16 protein-coding genes are annotated in these 24,347 nt (G+C 69.7%); 6 read left to right on the top strand and 10 right to left on the bottom strand.

Features of this window, described 5'->3' with window-relative positions; all coding sequences use genetic code 11:
• Positions 1–25 precede the first annotated feature (25 nt).
• Positions 26–3,217 (bottom strand): PAS domain S-box protein, encoded by a 3,192-nt coding sequence (locus AB3347_RS10325; RefSeq protein WP_369091705.1) that lies wholly within the window; start codon positions 3,215–3,217, stop codon positions 26–28.
• 224 nt (positions 3,218–3,441) lie between these two features.
• On the opposite strand from AB3347_RS10325, the gene AB3347_RS10330 reads away from it, so the two are divergent.
• From AB3347_RS10330 to AB3347_RS10340, 3 genes are all read left to right on the top strand, one after another.
• Complete coding sequence (locus tag AB3347_RS10330; RefSeq protein WP_369091706.1) at positions 3,442–4,020, top strand: NAD(P)H-dependent oxidoreductase; 579 nt, start codon at positions 3,442–3,444, stop codon at positions 4,018–4,020.
• Positions 4,010–5,809, top strand: coding sequence for a glutathione-regulated potassium-efflux system protein KefC (kefC, locus tag AB3347_RS10335; RefSeq protein WP_369091707.1), 1,800 nt, complete (start codon positions 4,010–4,012; stop codon positions 5,807–5,809). Before AB3347_RS10330 ends, kefC begins: the two co-directional genes overlap by 11 nt.
• Before the next feature lie 139 nt (positions 5,810–5,948).
• Positions 5,949–8,387 (top strand): EAL domain-containing protein, encoded by a 2,439-nt coding sequence (locus AB3347_RS10340; protein ID WP_369091708.1) that lies wholly within the window; start codon positions 5,949–5,951, stop codon positions 8,385–8,387.
• Between the two features lie 3 nt (positions 8,388–8,390).
• Here the strand turns inward: AB3347_RS10340 and AB3347_RS10345 are convergent, their stop codons facing one another.
• On the bottom strand, positions 8,391–8,567 hold the full coding sequence (locus AB3347_RS10345) for a hypothetical protein (protein ID WP_369091709.1): 177 nt from the start codon (positions 8,565–8,567) through the stop codon (positions 8,391–8,393).
• 155 nt (positions 8,568–8,722) lie between these two features.
• Between AB3347_RS10345 and AB3347_RS10350 the strand changes: the two genes are divergently transcribed.
• Positions 8,723–9,673, top strand: a complete 951-nt coding sequence (locus AB3347_RS10350; RefSeq protein WP_369091710.1) for an NAD(P)-dependent oxidoreductase — start codon at positions 8,723–8,725, stop codon at positions 9,671–9,673.
• A gap of 6 nt (positions 9,674–9,679) precedes the next feature.
• Here AB3347_RS10350 and AB3347_RS10355 read toward each other — a convergent pair whose 3' ends face one another.
• From AB3347_RS10355 to AB3347_RS10385, 7 genes are all read right to left on the bottom strand, one after another.
• On the bottom strand, positions 9,680–10,645 hold the full coding sequence (locus AB3347_RS10355; protein ID WP_369091711.1) for a glycoside hydrolase family 43 protein: 966 nt from the start codon (positions 10,643–10,645) through the stop codon (positions 9,680–9,682).
• A 24-nt stretch (positions 10,646–10,669) separates the two neighbouring features.
• The gene (locus AB3347_RS10360; RefSeq protein ID WP_369091712.1) at positions 10,670–13,510 is read right to left on the bottom strand and encodes a TonB-dependent receptor; all 2,841 of its coding nucleotides are present in this window, start codon (positions 13,508–13,510) and stop codon (positions 10,670–10,672) included.
• Between the two features lie 144 nt (positions 13,511–13,654).
• The gene (locus AB3347_RS10365; protein ID WP_369091713.1) at positions 13,655–14,695 is read right to left on the bottom strand and encodes a LacI family DNA-binding transcriptional regulator; all 1,041 of its coding nucleotides are present in this window, start codon (positions 14,693–14,695) and stop codon (positions 13,655–13,657) included.
• 11 nt (positions 14,696–14,706) lie between these two features.
• A complete protein-coding gene (locus tag AB3347_RS10370) occupies positions 14,707–15,810 on the bottom strand; it encodes an ABC transporter ATP-binding protein (RefSeq protein WP_369091714.1) in 1,104 nt (367 codons plus the stop codon).
• A 33-nt stretch (positions 15,811–15,843) separates the two neighbouring features.
• Positions 15,844–16,689 carry a carbohydrate ABC transporter permease gene (locus AB3347_RS10375; RefSeq protein ID WP_369091715.1) on the bottom strand — a complete coding sequence of 282 codons (846 nt, stop codon included), beginning with the start codon at positions 16,687–16,689 and terminating at the stop codon, positions 15,844–15,846.
• A complete protein-coding gene (locus AB3347_RS10380; RefSeq protein WP_369091716.1) occupies positions 16,686–17,570 on the bottom strand; it encodes a carbohydrate ABC transporter permease in 885 nt (294 codons plus the stop codon). Before AB3347_RS10380 ends, AB3347_RS10375 begins: the two co-directional genes overlap by 4 nt.
• Positions 17,571–17,580: 10 nt before the next feature.
• Positions 17,581–18,876 (bottom strand): extracellular solute-binding protein, encoded by a 1,296-nt coding sequence (locus AB3347_RS10385; protein WP_369091717.1) that lies wholly within the window; start codon positions 18,874–18,876, stop codon positions 17,581–17,583.
• Between the two features lie 133 nt (positions 18,877–19,009).
• Between AB3347_RS10385 and AB3347_RS10390 the strand changes: the two genes are divergently transcribed.
• On the top strand, positions 19,010–20,035 hold the full coding sequence (locus AB3347_RS10390; RefSeq protein ID WP_369091718.1) for a DMT family transporter: 1,026 nt from the start codon (positions 19,010–19,012) through the stop codon (positions 20,033–20,035).
• Here AB3347_RS10390 and AB3347_RS10395 read toward each other — a convergent pair.
• Complete coding sequence (locus tag AB3347_RS10395) at positions 19,958–21,772, bottom strand: family 43 glycosylhydrolase (protein ID WP_369091719.1); 1,815 nt, start codon at positions 21,770–21,772, stop codon at positions 19,958–19,960. The two genes, AB3347_RS10390 and AB3347_RS10395, sit on opposite strands and share 78 nt — an antisense overlap.
• A 305-nt stretch (positions 21,773–22,077) precedes the next feature.
• Between AB3347_RS10395 and AB3347_RS10400 the strand changes: the two genes are divergently transcribed.
• The gene (locus tag AB3347_RS10400) at positions 22,078–24,345 is read left to right on the top strand and encodes a TonB-dependent receptor (protein ID WP_369091720.1); all 2,268 of its coding nucleotides are present in this window, start codon (positions 22,078–22,080) and stop codon (positions 24,343–24,345) included.
• Positions 24,346–24,347: the final 2 nt, after the last annotated feature.

Consider the following 24,347-nt stretch of genomic DNA (forward strand, 5'->3'; position numbering starts at 1 on the left):
GCCGGGCGCGCGGCCAGCGGGGAGCTCAAGCCACCGCCGCCTGCGGCCCCAGCACCCGGATCAGGCTCTGCAGGTCGTAGGGCTTGCGCAGCACCAGCGCGTCCGGCCAGTTGGCCACCTCGCCGTTGCCGGTCGCGAACACGATGCGCACGCCGGGCGCATTGCTGCGCGCCTGGGCGGCCAGGGCGTCGCCCCACATGCCGGGCAGCTGCACGTCGGTGATCAGGACGTCGGTCTCGGGCGTGATCAGCGGCAGCGCCGTTTCGGCGTCCGGCGCCGACTGCACCCGGTGGCCCAGGTGCTCGAGCAGGGCCGCGGTATTCAGGCGGATGTTTTCCTCGTCCTCGACCAGCACGATCGCCAGGCCGCCGGCCGGCGGGATTGACGGCGGCGCCGCCGGCGCCTCGGCCTGCCGCTTCTGGCCGGCCAGCACCTTGCGGATGCGGCGCGCCAGGCGCTCGCGCGTGTACGGCTTGCCGAGCAGCTCGACGCCCGGATCGAGCCGGCCGCCGTGCACGATCGAATTCTCGGTATAGCCGGAGGTGAACAGCACCGCCAGGTTGGGCAGGCGTTCGCGCGCCATGCGCGCCAGCTCGGGGCTGCGCAGGCTGCCCGGCATCACCACGTCGGTGAACAGCAGGTCGACCGGCACCCCGCTGTCGATCACGGCCAGCGCGCTGGCCGCGTCCGATGCCTTCAGCACCCGGTAGCCCAGGCCGCTCAGCATCTCGACCACGGTGGCGCGCACCGCTTCGTCGTCCTCGGCCACCAGGATGGTCTCGCTGCCGCCCACGGCCTGCTGCGGCTCCACCGGCCCGATCGGTTCCTCCTGGGCCGAAGAACGCGGCAAATAAAGCTTGACGGTGGTGCCCTGCCCGACCTCGCTGTAGATCTTGACGTGGCCGCCCGACTGCTTCACGAAGCCGTACACCATCGACAGGCCCAGGCCGGTGCCCTTGCCTTCTTCCTTGGTCGAGAAGAAGGGTTCGAAGGCGCGGCCGGCCACTTCCGGCGGCATGCCGCAGCCGGTGTCGCTCACCGCCAGCATCACGTACTGGCCCGGGATCACGTCGCCGTGGGCGCGGCAGTACAGGTCGTCGAGCACGGCATTGGTGGCCTCGATGGTCAGGCGCCCGCTGCCGCCCTCGCAGCCGCGCATGGCGTCGCGCGCATTGATGGCCAGGTTCAGCAGCGCGTTCTCGACCTGGGTCACGTCCACCGCGGTATTCCACAAGCCGCCCGAGATCACCATCTCGGTCTCGATCTCTTCGCCCAGCGAACGGCGCAGCAGGTCTTCCATGTTGGCGACCAGGCGGCTGATCTTGATCACCTTCGGCTCGAGCGGCTGGCGGCGCCCGAAGGCCAGCAGGTAGCTGGCCAGCTTGGCGCCCTTGTCGACCGCCGAGCGCGCGTTCTCGATCCAGCGGGCGCAGTCGGCATGGGCGCCGGCGCGCACCAGCTCCGACATCTGCAGCAGCTGCAGGTTGCCCGAGATGATCTGCAGCAGGTTGTTGAAGTCGTGCGCCACGCCGCCGGTCAGCTTGCCGATGGTCTCCATCTTCTGCGATTGCTGCAGCGCCAGCTCGGTGCGGCGGATGGTTTCGAGCTGCTCGCGGTCGGCGGTGATGTCGCGCCCGATCGCATGCACGTAGCGCTCGTCCGGGGCCGCGGTCCAGGACAGCAGGCACCAGCCGCCGTCCTTGCGCCGGTAGCGGTTCTCGAACTTGTTGACGTAGGCGCCGCGGCCCAGCGCCGCCATCTGGGCGACGGTGGCGGAGCGGTCGTCCTGGTGCACCAGCTCGAGGAAATTCTTGCCCACGATCTCGGCCTCGCCCCAGCCCAGCAGGGCGCCGAAGGCCGGGCTGACCGCCTCCACCTTGCCGTCGAAACCGCACACCAGCAGAATGTCCTTGGACAGGCGCCACATGCGGTCGCGTTCGGCCGTGCGCAGGGCCACCTGGCCCTGCAGGTCGTCGTTCAGGGCGGCGTAGCGCTGCGCCGTGGTCTTTTGCTCCTCGATGTCGGTATTGGTGCCGACCCAGCCGATGATCCGGCCGCGCTGGCGGTCCTTGCCCTGCCCTTCCTCGCCGCGCAGCGGCACCGCCCGGTTCAGGTGCCAGCGGTAGCTGCCGTCGTGGCGGCGCAGCCGCACCTCGGCCTCGAACACGATCCCGGTGGCCACCGATTCGGTCCAGCGGCTGCGCACCGTGTGCAGGTCGCCCGGATGCACCATGCGCCCCCAGCCGTCGGCCAGCAGTTCTTCGTGGCGCAGGCCGGCGTAGGCGACGATGGTATCGTTGAACCAGTTCAGCTGCCCGTTGGCGTCGGCGGCCCAGACCTGGTTCGGCATCGCCTGGGCAAAGGTGCGGAAGCGCGCTTCGCTGTCGCGCAGGGCGCGCTCGGCGCGCACCCGCTCGCTCACGTCGTTGCCCTGGACGAAGATGCCGAACACCTTGCCCTGCTCGTCGCGCACCGGCTGGAACACGAAGTCGAGGTAGTGGCGGCGGCTGGCGCCGTCGGCGCCGGTCAGCCAGATCTCGGTCTCGTCCCCGGCATGCGACTGGCCGCTCGCGTAGACCCGGTCCAGCAGGGCCAGGAAGCCCTGCGCGGCGACCTCCGGCAGCACCTCGCGCACCGTGCGGCCGACCACGTCGGCGCGCTCGACCAGCCCGAGGTAGGCCTGGTTCACCTGTTCGTAACGGTGTTCCGGGCCGACCAGCATGGCCATGAAGCCGGGCGCCTGGGCGAACATCGCACGCAGCCGCTCCTGCTCGCCGGCCAGGTAGCGCTGGGCCCGCACTTTCTCGGTGGTCTCCACCACCAGGGCCAGCACGCCGGCCACCCTGCCGTCCTCGGCCACGATGGGCGAATAGTCGAGGCTCAACCAGACCTGCTCGGGCGGGCCGTGGCGCCGCAGCAGCAGCTCGGCATCCTGGTAGGACAGCGTGCCGCCAGCCAGGCAGACCCGCATCACATTGTCGTTGAAGGCGGCTTCCTCGGGCCAGCTGTCGCGCACCGGCACACCCAGCTGCTGCGGGTGGCGCTCGGCGGCGATGCGCGCATAGCCCTCGTTGTAGATCATCACGCCGTCCTGGCCCCACATGGTGACCATGGGGACCGGCGAGCGCAGGATCAGCGCGACCGTGTTGCGGACGAGCGGGGGCCAGCCCGCGATGGGCCCGAGACTGGTGGCGCTCCAGTCGAAGTCGTCGATCATCTTGCCGATATTGCCTGCGCCGTGAGCGAAGGGCCGGGTACTTGCTGCTGCCGGATGCGCCATGCTGAAAGGTGTTGGTTTGTAGACGAGCAATTGTAATATCTCGAAGCCAAGGATGAAACATCATTGTGTCATGTACTTACGCAGCGACGACACAACCATTTCATTCTTGCAATGTACAATCTCTCTATTTCCATCCACGGCGCCCCGCTGCGCGCATCGCCATGACTACCGACCTTCGCGCCCTGGTCGTCTTCGCCGACCCGTCGCTGCACCGCTCGCGCATCAGCCGCCGCGTCGTCGAGGCGGTCGCCGGCCTGCCCGCCGTCCAGGTGCACGACCTGTACCAGCGCTATCCCGACTTCTATATCGACGTACGCCATGAACGCGCGCTGCTCAAGGCGGCGCCGCTGGTGGTGTTCGTGTTCCAGCTGGGCTGGTATGCGATGCCGGCGCTGCTCAAGGAATGGTTCGACGTGGTGTTCAAGCCCGAATGGGCGGCGCAAGCGCCCGGCCGCCTGCACGGCAAGGCCGCGTTTGCCGCCGTGGCCTGCGCCGGCGCGCCCGACGACTACCGGCCGGGCGGCCGCCATGCGCGCCCCATCGAGGACTACCTGGCGCCGCTCGAACAGACCGCCCGCGCCTGCGGCATGGACTGGCTGGCGCCGCACGTGTACTACGGCGCCGAGCGCGCGGGCCCCGCCGACGCCGAGGCGGCCGCGCAGCACGCCGCGCGGCTGCGCGCCCTGCTGGCGCGCCGCGCCGGCATCCCCCTGGAGAACGGAGACGCGCATGGAACATGACCTGCTGCTGAACGCCCTGGTCTACCTGGCCGCCGCGGTGATCGCGGTGCCGGTCGCCAAGCGCCTCGGGCTGGGCGCGGTGCTCGGCTACCTGCTGGCCGGGATTGCCATCGGGCCCTGGGGGCTCGGACTGATCCGCGAGGTCGAGACCATCCTGCATTTCTCCGAATTTGGCGTGGTGCTGCTGCTGTTCGTGATCGGCCTGGAGCTCGAGCCGCGCCGCCTGTGGTCGCTGCGCCGCTCGATCTTCGGCTGGGGCGCGGCCCAGGTGGGCGGCGTGAGCGCCCTGCTGGCCGGCGCCGCGCTGCTGGCCGGCATCGACTGGAAGATCGCGCTGATCGCGGGGCTCGGGCTGTCGCTGTCGTCCACCGCCATCGCGCTCACGACCATGCAGGAGCGCAACCTGATCCCGACCCCGGCCGGCCAGGCCGGGTTTTCGATCCTGCTGTTCCAGGACATCGCGGCGATTCCGATGATCGCGCTGGTCCCGGTGCTGGGCGCGGCCGCGGCCCATCCCGCCGCCGGCTGGGGCGACGCGCTCAAGACCGTGGCCGTGATCGGCGGCCTGGTGCTGGCCGGACGCTTCCTGGTGCGCCCGGTGCTGCGCTTCATCGCCCGCACCGGCCTGCGCGAGATCTTTACCGCCTTTGCCCTGCTGCTGGTGATCTCGATCTCGCTCCTGATGCAGTGGGTGGGCATGTCGATGGCCCTGGGCGCCTTCATCGCCGGCGTGCTGCTGGCCGATTCCGAATACCGCCACGCGCTCGAGACCGACCTGGAACCCTTCAAGGGCCTGCTGCTCGGGCTGTTCTTCATCGCGGTCGGCATGTCGGTGGACTTCGGCGTGTTCCTGGCCCAGCCCTGGCGCATACTGGCGATCGCCGCCGCCTTCCAGGCCATCAAGCTGGCCGCCTTGTGGCTGCTGGCGCGCCCCTTCGGCATGCGCGGACGCCAGCGGGTGCTGTTCGCCTTCCTGCTGTCCCAGGGCGGCGAATTTGCCTTCGTGGTGTTCGGCGCGGCGGCCGCGGCGCGCGTGTTCGCCCCCGAGACCGCGTCGGTCCTGGTGGTGGTGGTAGCGCTGTCGATGATCGCCACGCCCCTGCTCCTGATCCTGTACGACCGGGTGCTGGAGCCGCGCTGGCAGCGCCGCCACCAGCGCGCTGCCGACCACATCGAGAGCAATCGCGACCACGTCATCATCGCCGGCTTCGGCCGCTTCGGGCAGATCGTCGGCCGCCTGCTGCACGCCAACCAGGTGCCGCTGACGATGCTCGACCATGACCCCGACCAGATCGACACCCTGCGCGAGTTCGGCTTCAAGGTCTTCTATGGCGACGCCACCCGCACCGACCTGCTGCATGCGGCCGGCGCCGCCCATGCGCGCGCGCTGGTGCTGTCGGTGGACGGCATCGACGACAGCCTGAAGCTGGCGGCGGCGGTGCGCGCCGAATTCCCCGAGCTGACCATCCTGGCGCGCGCCCGCAACGTCACCCATTACTACCAGCTGATGGACCTGGGCGTGACGGTGATCGAGCGCGAGACCTTCGAATCGGCCCTGATGCTGGGCCGGCGGGCGATGGAGGAACTCGGTTTCGGCGCCTACTTCGCGCGCCAGGCCGCCATGCGCTTCCGCGAGCACAACCTCAAGAGCGTGCACGAGGTCTATCCCTACTACCAGGACCGGGCCCAGTACGTGTCGATGGCGCGCCGCGCCCGCGAGGAACTGCATGCGATGTTCGAGCGCGACTTCGTGGCCCTGAAGCGCGAGCGCGACGACGCCGGCGATTGAAGCGCGGGCCGCGCATAAAGTTGTCTATACGAGCGTGGCTATTTCGCCTCGGCAGGTGATATTGCTGTACGGACATAGTTATACTGGGGCCCGCCCCACAGTCCCGTCCCCTACCAGCAGCGGCGCCGCCGCCACACCCGTGACCAGCTTCGACATTTCCACTGCTTCGGCCGACAGGCTCGCCCTGCTCGCCGAAGAGAACTCGGCCCTCATCGAGAACGCACTCGACCTGATGCTGGTGCACGACGGCGGCGGCAGGATCGTCCGCGTCAACGCGGCGGCAGGCGCCCTGCTCGGCTACGAGGCCGCCGAGCTGGTCGGCCGGCACTACGCGGTGCTGGTCCATCCCGGCGACTACGACAAGGCCGGCGCCATCGACGCCAGCCTGCAGACCGAACACCCGGAACGCACCGACGTGCAGCTGCGCCTGCGCCGCAAGGACGGCAGCGTGCTCCTGATGTCGATCGCCGCGCGCTGGTCGGCGCAGCACGGGCGCATGTTCGTCACCGCGCGCGACGTGAGCGGGCAGCAGCAGGCGCGCGAGGCCCTGCTGCGCTCCGAAGCGGCGCTCAACAGCATGCTGGAGAGTATCGGCGACGCGTTCTTCGCCATCGATGGCGCCTGGCGCCTGACTTACGCCAACCAGAAGGCCGGCGACTTCGTCGGCGTCGACGCCGCCGGGGCGATCGGGCATCCGCTGCTGGAGATCGCTCCCGACCTGCTGCAGTCGCCATCCCTGCAACGCTACCAGCGCGCCATGGAAAGCCGCCAGCAGGATACGTTCGAGGAGTTCTGGGAGCCGCGCCAGGTCTGGGTCGAGGTGCGCGTCTACCCGCACAACGACGGCATCTCGGTGTACTTCCACGAGATCACCGCCAGGCGCGAAGCCCAGCATGCGCTGCGCGAGAGCGAGCAGCGCTTCCGCGAAGTCATCGAGATGACCCCGGCCGGCTACCTGGTGGCCGGCCGCGAGGGCCTGCTGCAGGACGTGAATCCGGCCCTGTGCGCGCTGTCGGGCTACCCGCGCGAGATGCTGCTGGCGCTGCGCCTGGAGGACCTGTTCGTGTCCTTCCCCTGGGGCTGGCTCGAGACCGCGGCCGACGGGCCCGCCGCGGTGCAGGGAGTGGAAGCGGTCCTGCGGCACCGCCACGGCCACCATATCCACCTGCTGTTCAACGGCAGCACCACGCGCGATGCGCAGGGCCGGGCGCTCTCGCTCACCGGCCTGATGGCCGACATCACCGGGCGCAAGGCCGCCGAGAGCCGCCTGCGCGAGCTGGCCACCCACGACACCCTCACCGGCCTGCCCAACCGCGCCCTGCTGGGCGAGCGCATCCAGCACATGCTGGATGCCTGTCCCTACGGCGCCTCGGTGGCGGTGATGTTCCTCGACCTCGACCGCTTCAAGGAAGTCAACGACTCCTTCGGCCACGAGATGGGCGACGTGCTGCTGTGCGAGGTCGCGGCGCGCCTGCGCAGGGTGATCCGCCCGACCGACATCATCGCCCGCCTCGGCGGCGACGAATTCGTGGTGGCCGCCCACTGCGCCAGCGGACAGCCGGCGGCGGCGCGCATCGCCGACAAGCTGCTCGACGTGCTCACCGCCCCGGTGACGGTGGGCGGCAGCGACGTGATCGTCGGCGCTTCGATCGGCATCAGCCTGTACCCGCAGGACGCCGCGACCCGGGAACTGCTGTTCCAGACGGCCGACACCGCGATGTACCGCGCCAAGGACGCAGGGCGCAACCGCTACCGTTTCTTCGAGCCCGAGATGGCGGTGGCGACCCGGGCCCGGATGGCGCTCGAGGTTTCGCTGCGGCCGGCGCTGGCGCGCGGCGAGTTCGAGCTGCACTACCAGCCGCGCTACGCGCTGGGCGCCGACGGCACGGCCCCCACGCTGTACGGCATGGAAGCCCTGATCCGCTGGAACCACCCGGAACGCGGCCAGGTCCCGCCGCAGCAGTTCATCGGCATCGCCGAGGAAACCGGCCTGATCGTCGCGATCGGACGCTGGGTGCTGCAGGAAGCCTGTACCCGCACCCGCGCGCTGATGGACGAACATGGACGCAAGGTGGTGGTCTCGGTCAACGTGTCGGCGCGCCAGCTGGCCCAGGCCGGCTTCGCCGCCGAGGTGCGCGCGACCCTGGCCGGCACCGGCCTGCCGGCCGACTGCCTGGAGCTGGAGCTGACCGAGAGCGCGCTGATCGAGGACATCGAGCACACCGCCTCGACCCTGCGCGAACTGAAGCGCCTCGGCATCCACCTGGCGGTGGACGATTTCGGCACCGGCTATTCCAGCCTGGCCTACCTGCGCCGCTTCCCGATCGACGTGCTCAAGCTGGACCGCTCCTTCGTGCTGCAGCAGGACGAAAACGTCAGCACCTTCGCCTTCGTGAAGGCCTTCGTCGACATGGCGCATGCGCTGAACATGGCGGTGGTGGCCGAAGGGGTCGAGACCGGCGAGGTGCTGGACTTCCTGCGCGCGGCGCACTGCGACCAGGCCCAGGGCTATTACCTGGCGCGGCCGATGCCGCTGGAGCAACTGCGCGGCATCGTGGCCGCGGCCGTGGCCTCCTGAAACTCAGGAGCCCGATGCGCGCCCGGCTGCGGCATCGAGCCCGGCCTCGCGCTTCGAGGCGCGCACCAGGAACACGATCGCCCCAAGCGGGATCGAGACGCTGACCAGCCACGGCGCACCCGGCTGGGCCATCACGCTGGCGCCGAACAGCTGGACGAACAGGGGCTGGAACCACAGCACGCCGGTATTCCAGTTTCGAAACGGAAAGACCTGGAGTCTGGTGGCGGCGGCCGGAAAAGGCAATGCGTTGCGCATGGAGTACAAGCGGCCGCGCGGCCAGTCTGCCCCGCAAAAACCTGTACGATGCGCCATCGGAACTACAAGGAGGGAGCGCGATGAAAGCGCCGATTGCGGTCTACGGAAGCGTCTGGCCCGACGAGCTACTGGCCGCCCTCGAGACCCGCTTCGCCTGCCACGTGATGGCGCGCATGACGCCGGCCGAAACGGCGGCCTTCTTCGAGACGGCGGCGGCGCAGGTGCGCGGGGTGCTCACCACCGGCACGGTCGGCATCGACGCCGCGCTGGCGGCGCGCTTCCCGCTGCTCGAGATCGTGTCGGTGCATGGCGTCGGCCTGGACGCCGTCGACATCCAGGCCCTGCACGCGCGCGGCATCGTCGTGACCAATACCCCCGACGTCCTGACCGAGGACGTGGCCGACCTCGCCGTCGCCCTGCTGCTGGCCGCCGCGCGCCGCCTGCCGCAACTGGACCGCTACGTCCGCGCCGGCCACTGGGCCGCAAAGCGCCCCCTTCTTCCGGCACGCAGCCTGCGCGGCAAGGTGGCCGGCATCTACGGCTACGGCCGCATCGGCCAGGCGGTCGCCACGCGCCTGCGCGCCTTCGGCATGGCGATCCGCTACTTCCAGCGCAGCGCGGGCCCGGAACCGGCGCTGCGCACTGCCTCGCTGCAGGCACTGGCCGCCGAGAGCGACTACCTGCTGGTGTGCACGCCGGGCGGCGCCGCCACCCGGCACGCGGTCGATGCGGCGGTGCTGGACGCCCTCGGCCCGGACGGCAGCCTGGTCAACATCGCGCGCGGCTCGGTGGTGGACCAGGCGGCACTGGTCGACGCCCTGGCCGCGGGGCGGCTGGGCGCGGCGGCGCTCGACGTCTTCGAGGACGAGCCGAACCTGCCGCCGGCCCTGGCGGCGCTCGACAACGTGGTGCTCACGCCGCACGTCGGCAGCTTCACCCACGAAGCACGCCAGGCCATGCGCGCGCTGGCGATCGACAACCTGCTCGCGCACTTCGGGGGGCGGCCGGCCCTGACGCCGGTCCTGCCCTAGCGAGCGCTACAGCACCAGTCCGGCCGGCGCCGGCTGGCGCGTGAAGCTCGGTCCGGCCGTCGTTGGCCGGCCGCCGTCCCAGACCAGGCGGTCGATGCACATGCGGCGCCCGGTCATGGCGGTGTCCCAGGCGTGGTAGACGATCCAGTCCTGGCTGCCGTCCGGCGAAGTGGTGAACGAATTGTGGCCGGGGCCGATCACATTGCCGGGGCGCGAACGCATCAGGAGCGCTTCGTCGCTGCCCTCGGGGCGGGTGAAAGGCCCCAGCGGGTGCTCGGCCACCACGTAGCTGACGCCATAGTTTTCCTTTTCCCAGGCGCCGCCGCTGTAGAAGCAGTAGTACTTCCCGCCATGCACCAGCACCGAGGCGCCTTCCACCGTGTGCCAATCGTACACCGCGTCGTACATCGCGCGCTGGCGCTTGAACAGCTGCCAGTCGGCGTGCGGGCGCGCCACCGTGCGCGGCTCGCCCGCCAGCCGGTCCATCGCCACCAGGCGGTCGACCACGATCCCGGTGCCGATCCGGTGCTCGTCTTCCAGCTCGAGGAAATCGACGCAGTAGTACAGGTACCACTGGCCGTCGCGGTCGCGGAACGGGTGGGCGTCGATCGAGAACTGCAGGCCGGGTACCAGGAGCAGGCCCTGCTCGACGAAGGGGCCGACCGGGTTGTCGGCCACCGCCACCCGCAGCTTCTGGTGCTTGCCCTCTTCGTCGCCGCGCGAGTAGTACATCCAGAACTTGCCTTCGCTGTGGGCGACCTCCGGGGCCCAGAAGTGCTCGTCGCCCGGGGCGGAGATGGCGTAGCCGGCGCGGTGCCAATCGACCAGGTCGTTCGACACCAGCACCGGAAAGCGCCCGCCGCCCGGCCCCGCCGGCGCGGTGCCGTAGGCGTAATAGCGCCCTTCGTGCTTGAGCACGAAGGGATCGGCCATGATCTCCGGATAGACCGGATTGCAGTAGGTCTTCAGCATGCTCGTGTCCTTACATCGGCGCATCTACTTTTGATAACGCAGGCTCAGCCCATAGGTGGTCGGCGTGTAACGGATGTCGCGCGGACGGATCGGGTCGCCCAGGTAGCTCTCGTAGCGTTCCTTTGTCAGGTTGATCGCGTCGAAGTTCAATGTCAGGTTCGGCGTCAGCGCGTAGCCGATGCTCAGGTCGACGTAGGTCGAGGCCTTGACGATGCGGTCCTGGCCGAAGCGCGGCTCGGCGATCTGCTCGACGAACTTGCCGCGCCGGGTGGCCGCCAGGCGCCCGGTCCAGCCGCCGCGCTCGTACAGCAGCGCGAAATTGTAGCTCTGGCGCGCCACGCCGACCATCGGGGTGGTGGTATAGCTGCCGCTGTTCAGGCTGGTCCTGGTCTGGTTCTCGCCGTCGATCCAGGTGTAGTTGAATTGCGCGCCCAGGCCGCTCCAGGCGCCGGGCAGGAAGTCGAAGAACTTCTGGATGCCGAATTCCGCGCCCTTGAGCTTGCCCTTGCCGGAGTTCTGCGGGCGGGTCACGCGGTAGTTCACGCCGTTGATGGTTTCGGTCTGCTCGAAGTTCTGCAGGTAGCCGTCGATGTCGCGGTGGAACAGCGCGATCTGGGCAAAGCCATTGTCGGGGAAATAATACTCCAGCGTGGCGTCGCTGTTCACCGACTTGGTCGGCGCCAGTTCCGGGTTGCCGGCCGCGCCGGTGCCCGGTGCGTTGACGGTCGGCGGAATCAGCGACAGGGCCGGATTCAGCTGCGCGAACTCGGGACGGGTGATGGTCTTGCCGATGCTCAGGTGCGACTGCAGGCGATTGCTCCAGTTGACCACCGCCGACACGTTCGGCAGGAAGTTGGTCTCGTCGCTGTCCTCGCTGATCGGGGTGACGACGTCGCCGATGCGGCGATTGCCTTCCAGCTTGCGGTCGACCTTGACCAGGCGGCCGCCGACGTTGCCGGTCACGCCGATGCCGCCCAGCGCGGCCTTCCAGCGCGCGCCCAGGTGCAGCGTGGCGGTGCGCTCGCGCTGCTCGAACAGGCGCATCGGGTCGTCCGCCACGCGTCCGGCCGGCTGGCCGTAGAAAGCGCGCACGGTATCGGCCTTGTAGATCAGGAAGTCGCGCGATGGGGTCATCCACGGTCCCCCCAGGCGGTCCAGGCCGGGAACCAGGGTCTGGAAGGACGGGCCGAAGGCCGCCACCGGCGACGGCCGCACGCGCGTATCCGGCAGGTCGTTGGCGCGCTCGCCGCCATGGAAACCGACTTCGCGCGAAGACAGGCGGATGCCGCCGGTCAGCGCCGTGATGAAGCCGTCGCCGCCAAGGCGGTACACGGCGTCGGTGCGGAATTGGGTCTGCTCGCCGCGCGACTCGCCCCAGTTCTGCACCATGCCGCGCAGGACGAACTGGCGCGGGTCGCGCAGCGGATTGCCGCTGGTCGGCGTGGTGATGGCGTTGTAGCCCCCATGGCCGTCGCGCCCGTAGGTGTAGACGGCCGAGCTGGCGCCCGGGATCTGCTGGTCGACGATCACGGTGTCGTTGATAAAGTCCGAACGGGTGAAAGCCAGGTTGCTGTCTAGCGAGAGCGGGCCCTGGCGGTACTTCAGGCCGAAGTTCAGAAAGTGGGTGTCGGTGCGCTCCTTGACGCCCCAGGTGCTGGTCGCGGTGTACGGATCCCAGTCGTAGGGGCCGTCGAAGCGGTTGGCGGCCACGCTGGCCGACTGGATCGGGCAGATCGCGCCGTTCGGCGTGTTGCAATAGGCGCCCGGCGGCGCCATGACGACGTTGGTCAGGCGCGGGCCCCAGGTGGCGATGTTCAGGATGTAGTCGACCTCGCTGCGCCCGCGGTAGCCGGTGCCCAGGTATTGGGCGCTGGCTTCCAGGGCCGGATTGATCTTCCACTGCACGGCCGCGTGCACGCTGCCCCGTTCGCGGTCGCCGGCATTGTAGATGCCGCCGATGTTGGGCAGTTCGCCCAGGCGGTCGCCCGGGCGCGCCGGTTCGAGCGCGCCGTACAGGCGGGTGGCGGTGCCGTCCGGGCTGACCGAATACACGCCCTCGGGCCGGTCGACCCACTGCACCGGATAGGCCCAGTGGTCCTTGTTGTAGGCCACGTCCACCAGCACGCCGATCTCGCCGTGTCGGGTATTCCAGCGGTTGCTCAGCAACAGCCCGCCGCCCGGATTGTTCTTTTCCTTGGTCGCTTCGCTGCCCTCGACGTAGGTGCGGCGGTTTTCCAGGAAGCCGGTGACGGTGTAGCCCTTGAAGTCGAAGGGCGCGCGCAGGCGGATGTTGACCGCGCCGGCGATACCGCCTTCGAACTGGTTGGCGGTGGCCGATTTATACACGTCCAGCCCGGCGATCGACTGCACCGGCAGGTCCTGGTAGGACAGGCGGCGCCCGGTGCCGGTGAAAATCTCGTTGCCCTCGATGGTGGTGGCGACGTCCGGCAGGCCGCGGATGATCACGGTGCTGGTCTCGCCGCGGTCGCGGCCCACCTGCACGCCGGCGATGCGCTGCAGGGCGTCGCCGGCTGCGCGGTCGGGGAACTTGCCGATGTCGTCGGCATTGATCGAATCCACCACCTGCTCGCTGTCGCGCTTGATCTGTTCGGCCGAACGGATGCTGCTGCGGATGCCGCTCACGGTCACCGTCGCGATGCCGCCGCCGGCCGGCGCCGGGGTCGCCGTCGCCTCCGGCGCGCTCTCCTGCACCGACTCGCGCGCGCTGCCCTCGGCGGTGGGCTGGCCGGCCTGGCCGGATTGCGCCGGCGTCGTCTGCGGGGCGTTCTGGGCGGCGGCATGGCCGGCATGGGCGCACAACAGCAAGACGGCCGCGCAGACTGGCCGGACTTTCAAGATGCTCATCGAGGTCTCCTGAGTCGGTGGCGGCGCCGTCGTCCAGGCAAGCGCACGGGCGCGCCGATATTGGAATCGTTATTAGTCATAATTTATGACCAATATGACAAAAGCTATCCGAATTCCCCGCCTCGTGGCGCACTCAAGAGATGCTCAGATCAGGCTGCGCGCGGCCACCGAATCGCGCTCCACCAGAGGGCAATCCATCTTCATGCAGGTGCGGCGCGGGCTGCCTCCGTTCACTTGAGCAATCAGGTTTTCCGTCGCCCAGCGGCCCATTTCGTAGTTTGGCAACAACACTGTGGTGAGCGGCGGCTGGGTATAGCGCGCGATGTCCTGGTCGTCGTAGCCGACCACCGACAACTGGCCGGGCACCTGCAGGCGCCGTTCGCGCGCCGCCTCGAGGGCGCCGATCGCCATCAGGTCGTTGGCGCAGAACAGCGCCGTCGGGGCGTCCGGCAAGGCCAGCAGCGCCTGCGCGTGCGCGTGGCCTGCGCTGACCTGCCAGTCGCCTTCGCGCACCAGCAGCGGGTCGAAGGGGATGTCGCGCGTCGACAGGGCCTGGCGGTAGCCTTTCAGCCGTTCGGCGGCCGCCTCGATCCAGGCTTCGCCGTTGATGAAACCGATGCGGCGGTGGCCGGCGTCGAGCAGGTGCATGGTGGCGGCAAAGCCGCCCAGCACTTCGCTCGGCACCACCGACGAATACAGGCGGTCGCGGGTATGGCAATTGAGCAGGACGGTCGGCACCCCGGCCAGCGGCGGCGGCACCGTCACCGCGCGCGTGAAGATGGTCGCATAGACCACCCCCAGCAGCGCGGGGTCGGCCAGCATGCGCGCCACGATCGCCTGTTCGTACGCGGGGTCGTTGCGGGTGGCGTAGACCGACAGCAGGCAGTCGTGTTCCCAGGCGGCGTCGCGCGCGCCGTCAATGGTCTGCATGGCGTGCGGGCTGGTGGACAGCTCGTCGGTCAGGTAGACGATCAGGCTGCGCGCCGCGGGCGGCGCCGGATGGCCGGGCCGATCGACCGGGTAGCCCAGCTCGCGCGCGATGCGCAGCACATTGTTGCGGGTCGCGCTCGACACCTTGGCCCCGCTCATGTGGTTGATCACCAGCGACACGGTGGACTGCGACACCCCGGCCAGCTTGGCGATGTCGGTCATGGTGGGCCGCCGCGGGCGCTCCGGCTTGCGCATGGCAGGCTTCCTCAGGCGACCGGCACGCGCGGCAGCGCGGCGTCGTCGGCGTCGAACAGATGCCCATGGCCCGGATCGAAGGCCAGCGCGATGCGCGCGCCCGCTTGCGGGCAGGGCGCCTCGGGACGGCATTTGAGCGCCAGCATCTCCGGCACGCCGTCCACCTGGGCATGGACGATGGCCGCGTCGCCCAGGTATTCGACCAGGGCCACCACCGCCGGGATCCCGGGGCCGTCCGGCGGCCCCAAGCGCAGGTGTTCCGGGCGCACGCCCAGCGTCACCGCCGCGCCGGGCGCCGCCCGTGCGGCGTCGGCGGCCACCTGGACCACGTGGCCGCCGGGCAGGCGCACGTGCACGGCGGCGCCCTCCTCGCCCGCCAGCGTCCCGGGCAGGAAGTTCATGCGCGGCGAACCGAGGAATCCGGCCACGAAGCGGTTGGCCGGCCGTTCGTACAGTTCCAGCGGGGTGCCGGCCTGCTCGATGCGTCCGCCGTTGAACACCACGATCTTCTGCCCCAGGGTCATGGCCTCGACCTGGTCGTGGGTCACGTAGATCATGGTCGCGCCGAGTTCGCGGTGCAGGCGCGCCAGTTCGACCCGGGTCTGGCCGCGCAGGGCCGCGTCCAGGTTCGACAGCGGCTCGTCGAACAGGAAGACCTCGGGCTTGCGCACGATGGCGCGCCCGATCGCCACCCGCTGGCGCTGGCCGCCCGACAGCGCCCTGGGGCGCCGCTCGAGCAGGTGGCCGATCTGCAGGATCTCGGCGGCGCGCGCCACCCGCTCGGCGATTTCGGGGCGCGGGACCTTGGCCAGCTTCAGCGCGAAGCCCATGTTCTCGGCCACCGTCATGTGCGGGTACAGCGCGTAACTCTGGAACACCATGGCGATGCCGCGCCGGGCCGGATCGACGTCGTTGCACACGCGCCCGCCGATTTCCACCGTACCCTCACCGACCTGTTCCAGCCCGGCGACGATGCGCAGCAGGGTCGACTTGCCGCAGCCCGAGGGACCGACCAGCACCACGAACTCGCCGTCCGCGATGTCGAGGTCGATCCCCTTGATGACCAGGTTGTCCTCGTACTGCTTGGTGATGCCCTGCAGGCGCACAGATGCCATGAAGTCTCCGCGAATCTGAACTGGTGAACTGGTTTAGCCCTTGAGGCCGGTGGCGGCCAGGAAGCCCTGCGTGACGCGCCGCTGGAACAGCACATAGGCCAGCGCCACCGGCAGCGCGCCGACCAGCGCCGCCGCCATCAGCTGGGCGTAGCGCACCCCGAAGGCGTCGTAGGTCTGCGTCAGCCCCAGCGGGATGGTCATCATGTCGTTCGAGGTGACGATGATGAAAGGCCACAGGAAGTTGTTCCAGGCGCCGATGAAGGTGACGATCGCCATCGCCCACACGATGTTGCCGGACACCGGCAGGTAGACGCTCCACAGGATGCGCAGCGGCCCGGCGCCGTCCATCACGGCGGCTTCGCGGAAGTCGGCGGGAATCGCGTCGAAGAACTGCTTGAACACGTAGATCACCACCGGCGCCACCACCTGCGGCAGCACGATGCCGGCATAGCTGTTGATCAGGCCGAGCTGGTTCATCATCCGGAACAGCGGCACCAGCAGCGCTTCGAAGGGCACCAGGAAGGCCAGCATGGCAATCGCGAATACCAGGCCGCGGCCGCGGAAACGCAGCTGCGAGAACGCATACGCGGCCATCAGCGAAAGCGCCATCGTCACCAGCGTCACCAGCAGCGCCACCAGGGCGCTGTTGAACAGCCAGCGGCCGACATTGCCGGCGGCCAGCACCTTGGCGAAGGCTTCCAGGGTCCAGTCCTGCGGCAGCCAGTGGAACACCGCGGACACGGTCTCGTGCTCGGGCCGCAGCGCGGTGCTCAGCGCCCACAGCAGCGGCGCCACCCACATCGCGGCCAGCGCCACCGCCGCGAGGGCGCCGACTGCGGTCCAGAATGTGTTGCCGCGAGTGTGCGCGTGCATGCTCATGCGTCCCTCCGCGCCAGCCAGCGCACCAGGCCGGCCTGGCCCAGCGACAGTGCGATCACGATCGCAACGAAAGCCACCGCGATGGCGGCGGCGTAACCGGCATCGCTCTGGGTGAAGGCGGTCTCGTACATGTAGTGCAGGGTCACGCGGGTGGTGTTGAAAGGGCCGCCGGTGGTCATGATGTAGGTCTGGCCGAAGATCTTCATCGAGGCGATCAGCTGCAGCACCAGCGCCATGCCCGCCACCGGGCGCAGGGCCGGCCAGGTGATGGTGCGGAACAGCGTGAAGCCGCGCGCGCCGTCCAGCGCCGCCGCCTCGTACAGCTCGGCCGGGATGTTGCGCAGGCCGGCCAGGAACATCAGCATGTTGAAGCCGACGGTCCACCAGATGGTGCCGATCGCCACCATCGGCATGGCCCAGTCGAGGTCGGCGAACCAGGCGCGCTGCATGCCCAGCACGTAGTTGACCACGCCCGACGAGGGCTGCAGCATCCAGTCGGCGATCAGGGTCATCACCGAGATCGGCAGCACGTAGGGCAGGAAGAAAGCCCCCTGCAGCCAGCCGGAGGCGCCGGTGAAGCGGTTCACCAGCAGGGCCATCGACAGGCCCAGCGCGGTCAGCGGGACCACGGTCAGCAGCGCGAAATAGAAGGTGTTGCCGACCGCCGCCCAGAACGACGGATCCTGCACCAGGGTCGCGTAGTTGGCGATGCCGACGAAGGCATTGGTGCGCGTCAGGCTGCTCTCGGTAAGGCTCATGTAGAAGGTGTCGAGCGCCGGCAGCAGGAAGAACAGCAGGAAGGCGAGCGCGAAGGGCGCCAGCAGCAGCGCCGCCGGCAGCGCGTCGCCGCGCCGGGGTGCAGTCGAACGGGTGGATGCCATGCGTGCTTCCCTAGTAGCGCGGGGCGCGCTTCCTGATCATGCGCGCCGCCTCGGTCTCGAACATGCGCAGGGCCTGCGCGGGCGTCAGCTGCGAGGACAGCGCAGCCGGCAGGTATTTCGAGGCCATCGCCTCGAGCGGGCCGGCCGCGCCCATGTACCAGGCGTCCGGATCGTAGATCACGCTGCGCGGCACGTCCGCATACAGGCGGTTCGGCATCAGGGCCAGTACCGCGGCCGATTCGGCCACCGGCCGGTACGCGGGGATGTGGCCGCCCTGGGCCCAGCCGAAGGAGTTCTTGCTCACAAAAGCGATGAAGCGCATCACCGCGCGCACTTTCTGGGGCGGCAGCGGCCCTCCGTCGTTGGCGGGCATGGCGAAGGCGTGGGAATCGGCCCAGACGCTGTCGTTGCCGTACAAACGCGGCAGCGGCGCAATGCCGTACTCGAAGCCAAGGGTGCCGCGCTCGGTCGCGCGCACCATTTCCGGCACCTCCCATACGCCGTTGATCATGAAGCCGGCATTGCCGCCCATGAACTGGCTGGTGGAAGCCGGATAGTCGAGTCCCGGCTGCGCAACTCCCTGCTTGAACCAGCTGCTGATGCGCGCCAGCGAATCCACGCCCGCCGCGCCATAGGCGAAGCGGCCGTCCTGGATCAGGGGCACGTTGCGCTGCGCCAGCATCGAGATCCACAGGCGCCAGATCGCGTACGAACTCTGGCTGCTTTCCATGGTCATGCCCGGGCGGCCGGTGGCCTGGCGCACCGCGCGGAAGGCGTCGGTGAGCGCGTCGATGCCCTGGATCGGCTTCAGGCTGCCGCTGTCGTCGAGCAGGCCGGCCTTGCCGACCAGGGTCTTGTTGTAGTACAGGACCAGCGGGTGCAGGTCGAGCGGCACCGCATAGGTCTTGCCGGCATGCTGGGACTTGCGCCACTGGCGCGGATAGAAGTCGGCCGGGTCCAGCCCGGCCTCGCGCAGTTCGCCCGGCGCGATCGGGCGCAGCACGCCGCCGCCGGCCAGGTTGGTCATGCGCGACAGGTGCACGGTGGCGATGTCCGGACCCGCGCCCACCACCGACGACGTGATCAGCTTGGTGTAGAAGGGTTCGCCCCACTTGAGGGTGGTGCTGACCACCCTCACCTCGCGCTGGCTGGCGTTGAAGCGCTGGACCAGGTCCGCCATGCGCGCGCCGTCGCCGCCGCTCAGCAGCGTCCACATGCGCACCTCGACCTGCGCGAACGCACAGGTGGGCGGGCACAGCAAGGCGGCCGATACCGCGCCGGCGAGGCGCGCCGTGAATGGGGTCAAACCTGTCTCCTGGGGTCGTTCTAGCGGGATACCGGTGTTTGTTTATAAATATTAACAAATAATGATGAATGAGGGCTGTCCTGCAGGCAAGCGTGCGTCCAAGGTAAAATCGTGCTTTGCGTGGCGAATCGAGATGTGGATCGGCGTATTGTGCGGCCTGCTGGCCGGGGCATTGTGGGGCCTGGTGTTCATCGCGCCGGCGCTGCTGGCGGCGTTTTCGCCGCTCGAACTGGCGGTCGGCCGCTACCTCGCCTACGGCGCGCTGGCCCTGGGCTTGCTGCTGCCGCGCCTGAAAACCCTGCTCGCCGACCTCGCGCCCGCCGACCACGCGGCGCTGCTGCGCCATGCGCTGGCCGGGAACATCGTCTACTACATCCTGCTGGCGATGGGGGTGAAATACGCGGGCGTCGCGCCGACTTCCCTGATCGTCGGCATGGTGCCGGTGGTGGTCACCCTGCTGGGCCGCAAGGACCATGACGCGGTCCCGCTGCGCCGCCTGGCGCTGCCGCTGCTGCTGGTGGCCGCCGGCATCGCCTGCATCAATGCCGATACCTTCCTGCACGCCGCACCGGGCAGCGCCACCGGCGACATCGTGCTCGGCGTGGCCTGTGCCAGCGGCGCCCTGCTGTGCTGGAGCTGGTATGCGCTCGACAATGCGCGCTACCTGAAGCGCAATCCGCAGTTCTCCAGCACCCAGTGGTCGGCGCTCTATGGCCTGGCGACCGGCATCGTCGCGCTGGGCATGGGCGCGGCCGCCTGGGTCGGCGGCGCCGCCTTCGGCGCGGCTGCCGCGGACCCGACGGCAGCGGCGGCGCCGCGCGACTGGGCGCTGTTCTGGACCTGCAATGCCTTGCTGGCCCTGGGCGCCTCCACCATCGGCAACGGCCTGTGGAACGTGGCCAGCCGGCGCGTGCCGGTCACGCTGACCGGGCAACTGATCCTGTTCGAGACCCTGTTCGCGCTGCTGTACGGCTTCGTCTACCGCGGCCATGGACCGCGCCCGCTGGAACTGGCGGCGATCGCGCTGCTGGTGGCGGGCGTGACCTGGTCGGTACGCGCCCACGCCGGCCGTCCGGCGCCCTCAGCGGCCGAGCCGGGAGACCTTGACCTCGGCGAAGCGCGCGCCGTGGCCGGCGCCGCCCATCGCCACCAGGCCTAGCCGGGCGCCGCTCCCCAGGCGGTGGGTCCAGGTGCCGCCGCGCACCCACGCCTTGCCGTCCTGGCTCGACCAGGCGGTGTACCGTTCCTCGCCGTCGCCGCCGGCCGCGGGCCGGCGCAGGTCGAGCCTGAGCCAGGTCCATTCGCCCGGCGTGCCGACCACGGTATTGCCGTAGCGCGGATAGCCCTTGCCCACCGGCGCCAGCTCCTTGCCGAATTCCACCTGGCGCAGCCCGTCGTGCGCCAGTTCCACCAGCTTGACGTAGTTGTCGTCGTCGCGCATCACGACCAGTCCGGCCTGGACCGGCGCGGCGCAGCACGCCAGTGGCGCGTCGAGCCGGATGCGCGCCTCGATGCGCAGGTCGCCCTCCGGCAGCGCAGTCGCCAGCACCGCGGCCGTATTCGTGTCCACGTGCAGGTCGGTCGCCTGCGTCGCCAGGCGCAAGCGCGGCTGGGCCAGCGCCCAGCTGCCGGCCGCCGCCGGCCGGATCCATTGCCAGCGCGGATCCAGCGCCTTGCCCTCGAAGCGCTCGGACCAGAGCGGCGCGGCGGCGACTGCCGCCTGGCCGGCCGGGACGCGCCCGGGCTGGGGCCCCTTGCGCAGCGCCGGCGCCGGCTGCGGCGTGTCGGTCGGGCCGCCGTCGCCGGCGACCACCGGCCAGCCGTCGACCCAGTCGATCCGGTCGAGCAGCAGCGGCCGGCGGGTCAGCTTGTCCTCGACGCTGAAATAGCCCTGGCGGCGGTCGACCGCATGGTAGAAGGTCCACCACTGGCCGGCCGGGTCCTGGAACACCGCGTTGTGGCCGGCGCCGATCCAGCGGTTGCCGTTCTGCTGCAGCAGCGGGGTGCCGCCGACCCGGGCGGCCGCCATGTCGTTTCCGTGGCGGTCGAGGAACGGGCCCTCCGGCGCCCTGGCGCGCCCGACGTAGAGCGCGTAGCCGGTCAGCGGGCCGCGGCAGCAGTCGGTACTCGACGCGAACAGGTACCAGTAGCCGCCTTGCCGGACCACTTCCGCCCCTTCGTAGCGATTGGCGGCGCCCACCCGCACCGGATCGCCCTCCACCTGCAGTCCGTCCTGCGACAGGCGCTGGACGAAGATGCCGCCGCCGTAGCTGCCGTAGTACAGGTAGCGGTCGCCCTGCGCGTCCTCGACCACGTCGGGGTCGAAGGTCCAGTGGAAGTTGCAGCCGGCCCCGGCGCGCCGGGGCGGCACCACCAGGCGCTCGGCCGGCGTCCACGGTCCGGCCGGCGAGGCGCTGGTGGCCACCGCGATCGCGCTGTCGGACTCGCAGCCCTGCTCCGGGCTGTGGCGGTCGGCGACATCGGTCACCGTGAAGTACAGGTAGTAGCTGCCGTTCTGGTACACCGGTTCGGGCGCCCACAATCCGGCCTTCGGCCCCGCCAGGCCGGCCGGCCGGGTGTCGAAGGCGTCGCGCACGAAATACCAGTTGACTAGGTCCACCGAGCGGTACACCGGCATCATGCGGAACTTCCAGCCGTTGCCATCGCGCTCCCTGTGGCTGACCGGGTCCATGGTGCAGTACAGGTACCAGACCGGCGCCGCCGCGCTGCGGTCGCGCAGCAGCGCGGGATCGGCGCAGCTTTCGGCGAGGCTATTGTCAGCCAGGCGCAGCGGCAGCGGGTTGGTATAGGTGGCGGCGCTTCCCTCCCAGGCCATCGCAGCAGTGGCGCAGGGCAGCAGCAGAGCGGCCAGCCAGGACTGCAGGGCTCGGCTCATTCGGTCTCCTCGCGGTGTTCTCGTGGCGTCCACGGGCTTGTTGTTGCCCAAAAATAAGCCAAAACGGGGCGGGGCGGCGCACGCATCGGTCCGAATCGACCCGTTGCCGGCTTGTCGTATTGACCATACTCCGGAAGCGACCGTTGTAACGAAGTGCTATTTTCGTCCAGAAACGTTTGTAGGACTATTGCCCGTTATCACTACCTGCTAGACTTCCAGGATTGCTCCAACAACAATAAATTGCACGAATAAAAACGGATGCAGGGCCACACCGCGCCGAGCAGAAACAACCAGGAAAGTCGTTCATGAAAGCAAAGCAGGTCCGTCCGGCACAGAAGCTGCTGGCCGTCGCAGTATCGGGTATTGCATGGGGCATGGCCTTCGCGGCGCCGGCGCAGGCAGCACAGGAACCACAGGCAGCACCGGAACAGAACAACGCCGTACCGGAAGTGGTGGTCACCGCCCAGCGCACCGTGTCGACCGCGTCGCGCACCCCGGTGGCGATGAGCGTGGTGAGCGGCGAGCAGCTGCGCCAGATCGGCGCCGACAATCCGGCATCGCTCGGCGCCCGCCTGCCGAACGTGCACATCGACCAGGCGTTCTCGGGCCTGCGCGTGACCATCCGCGGCATCAGCAACAACGATACCACCGACAAGGGCGACCCGTCGGCCGCCTTCATGCTGGACGGCGTGTACATCGCGCGCCCGGCCGGGCAGACCGCCAACTTCCTCGACGTCGACCGCATCGAAGTGCTGCGCGGCCCGCAAGGCACCCTGTACGGGCGCAACACCACCGCGGGCCTGGTCAACGTGATCTCGAACGCGCCCACCAACAGGCTGGAAGGCCGCGTCGCGCTGGAAGCCGGCACCTACGGGAACCGCAAGCTCGAAGGCGTGGTCAACGTGCCGGTCAACGATGCGCTGGCCCTGCGCGCCGCCGTCAGCACCCGCAAGCAGGACCCGTTCCTGAAGAACGGCCAGGGCACCGGGCTGCGTCCGGGCATGGACCGCGACGACCGCGACGCGCGCCTGAGCGCGAAGCTGGCGCTCGGCGGCGACGCCACGCTGCTGCTGCGCTACGACCACAGCGAAGTCAGCGACAACAACGATCGCTTCGTCCCCGACACCAATTTCTATACCGGCGTCGCCAGCGGCGCGCCGGCATGGCGCGACGGCAGTACCGACGAACGCCTGACCAACCGCTTCCGCCCGGCCAACATCGCGCCGGTGCAGGGCATGCAGGAGCGCCGCGCGCGCGGCCTGTCGGCCGACCTGAGCTGGAACCTGGGCCCGGCCACCGTCTACTACCTGGGCGCGCACCGCGAACTCGACCAGCGGATGGTCAATAACTACTATTACCGGATCTCGCCGGCGATCGCGCTTGGCGTCATCAACAACCATGCCGGCGCCAACGCCCAGGACTCGCACGAACTGCGCATCGCCACCAACGGCAGCGCAGCGCTCAGCGCCCAGGGCGGCCTGTACTACTTCACCGAGGAATCCGACACGGCCTATGCCTTCCAGGGCTTGCGCGCGGTCGGCCTGCCGCCGTATTACGCCTTCCCGCTGCGCACCGAAGCGAAGAGCCGCGCCGTGTTCGGCCAGCTGGGCTGGCGCCTGCGCGACGACCTGCGCCTGAGCGCCGGCGCACGCCGCACCCTCGACCACAAGTGGCGGGTCGGCTCCACCGACTTCCAGCAAGGCCCGGTGTTCAACCCGGCCACCGACCGCCGCCTGCTGAACGCGGCCGACCTGGCCACCTCCCGCACGACCTGGCGCCTGGGCGCCGAGTTCGACCTGGCGCCGGGCACCCTGGTCTACCTCAGCCGGGCCACCGGCTACAAGGCCGGCGCCTTCAACGACGGTTGCGTGGCCGGCACCAGCGCGCTCGGCATCCCCTGCCCGGCCGCGGCCGCAGTCACGCCGGAATTCCTGTACTACCAGCCGGAAGCGCTGCGCGCCTGGGAAGCCGGCCTGAAATCGCGCCTGCTGGGCGGGCGCCTGACGGTGAACGCCGCCGCCTTCGACTACGACTACACCAACCTGCAGCTGACCGGCAACGCGATCGTGGCCGGCGCGCCGCGCCTGCTCACCCGCAATGCCGGCGCGGCGCGCAGCCGCGGCATCGAGCTCGACGGCGAACTGCGCGTCGGCAGCGGCGGCCGCCTCACCTATGGCGCGACCCTGCTGGACGCGCGCTACGTGACCTACATGGCCACCCCGGCGGTATCCTGGGCCGGCCACAGGCTGGACCGCGCGCCGAGCCATGTATTCACGCTCGGCTACCAGCAGCGTTTGGCAGTCGCCGGCGGCCAGCTGGGCGCCGGCGTGTTCGCGCGCGCCAGCGGCGAATACCAGATCGCGGTCCCGAGCCAGCTGCTGAGCTACCGGGTGCCCTCGCACACCAGCACCGACGCCACCCTGTCGTGGGCGCCGGCTGGCGGCAACTGGAGCGTGCTGGCGCGCGTGCGCAACATCGAGGACAAGGTGCGGCCGTCGATCATCGACAGCTTCGGCATGACCACGCCGACCGCCCCGCGCACGGCCGAGCTGCGCTTCGACCTGCGTTTCTGAAC

The organism is Massilia sp. X63, from assembly GCF_041023745.1.
GTDB lineage: Bacteria > Pseudomonadota > Gammaproteobacteria > Burkholderiales > Burkholderiaceae_D > Telluria.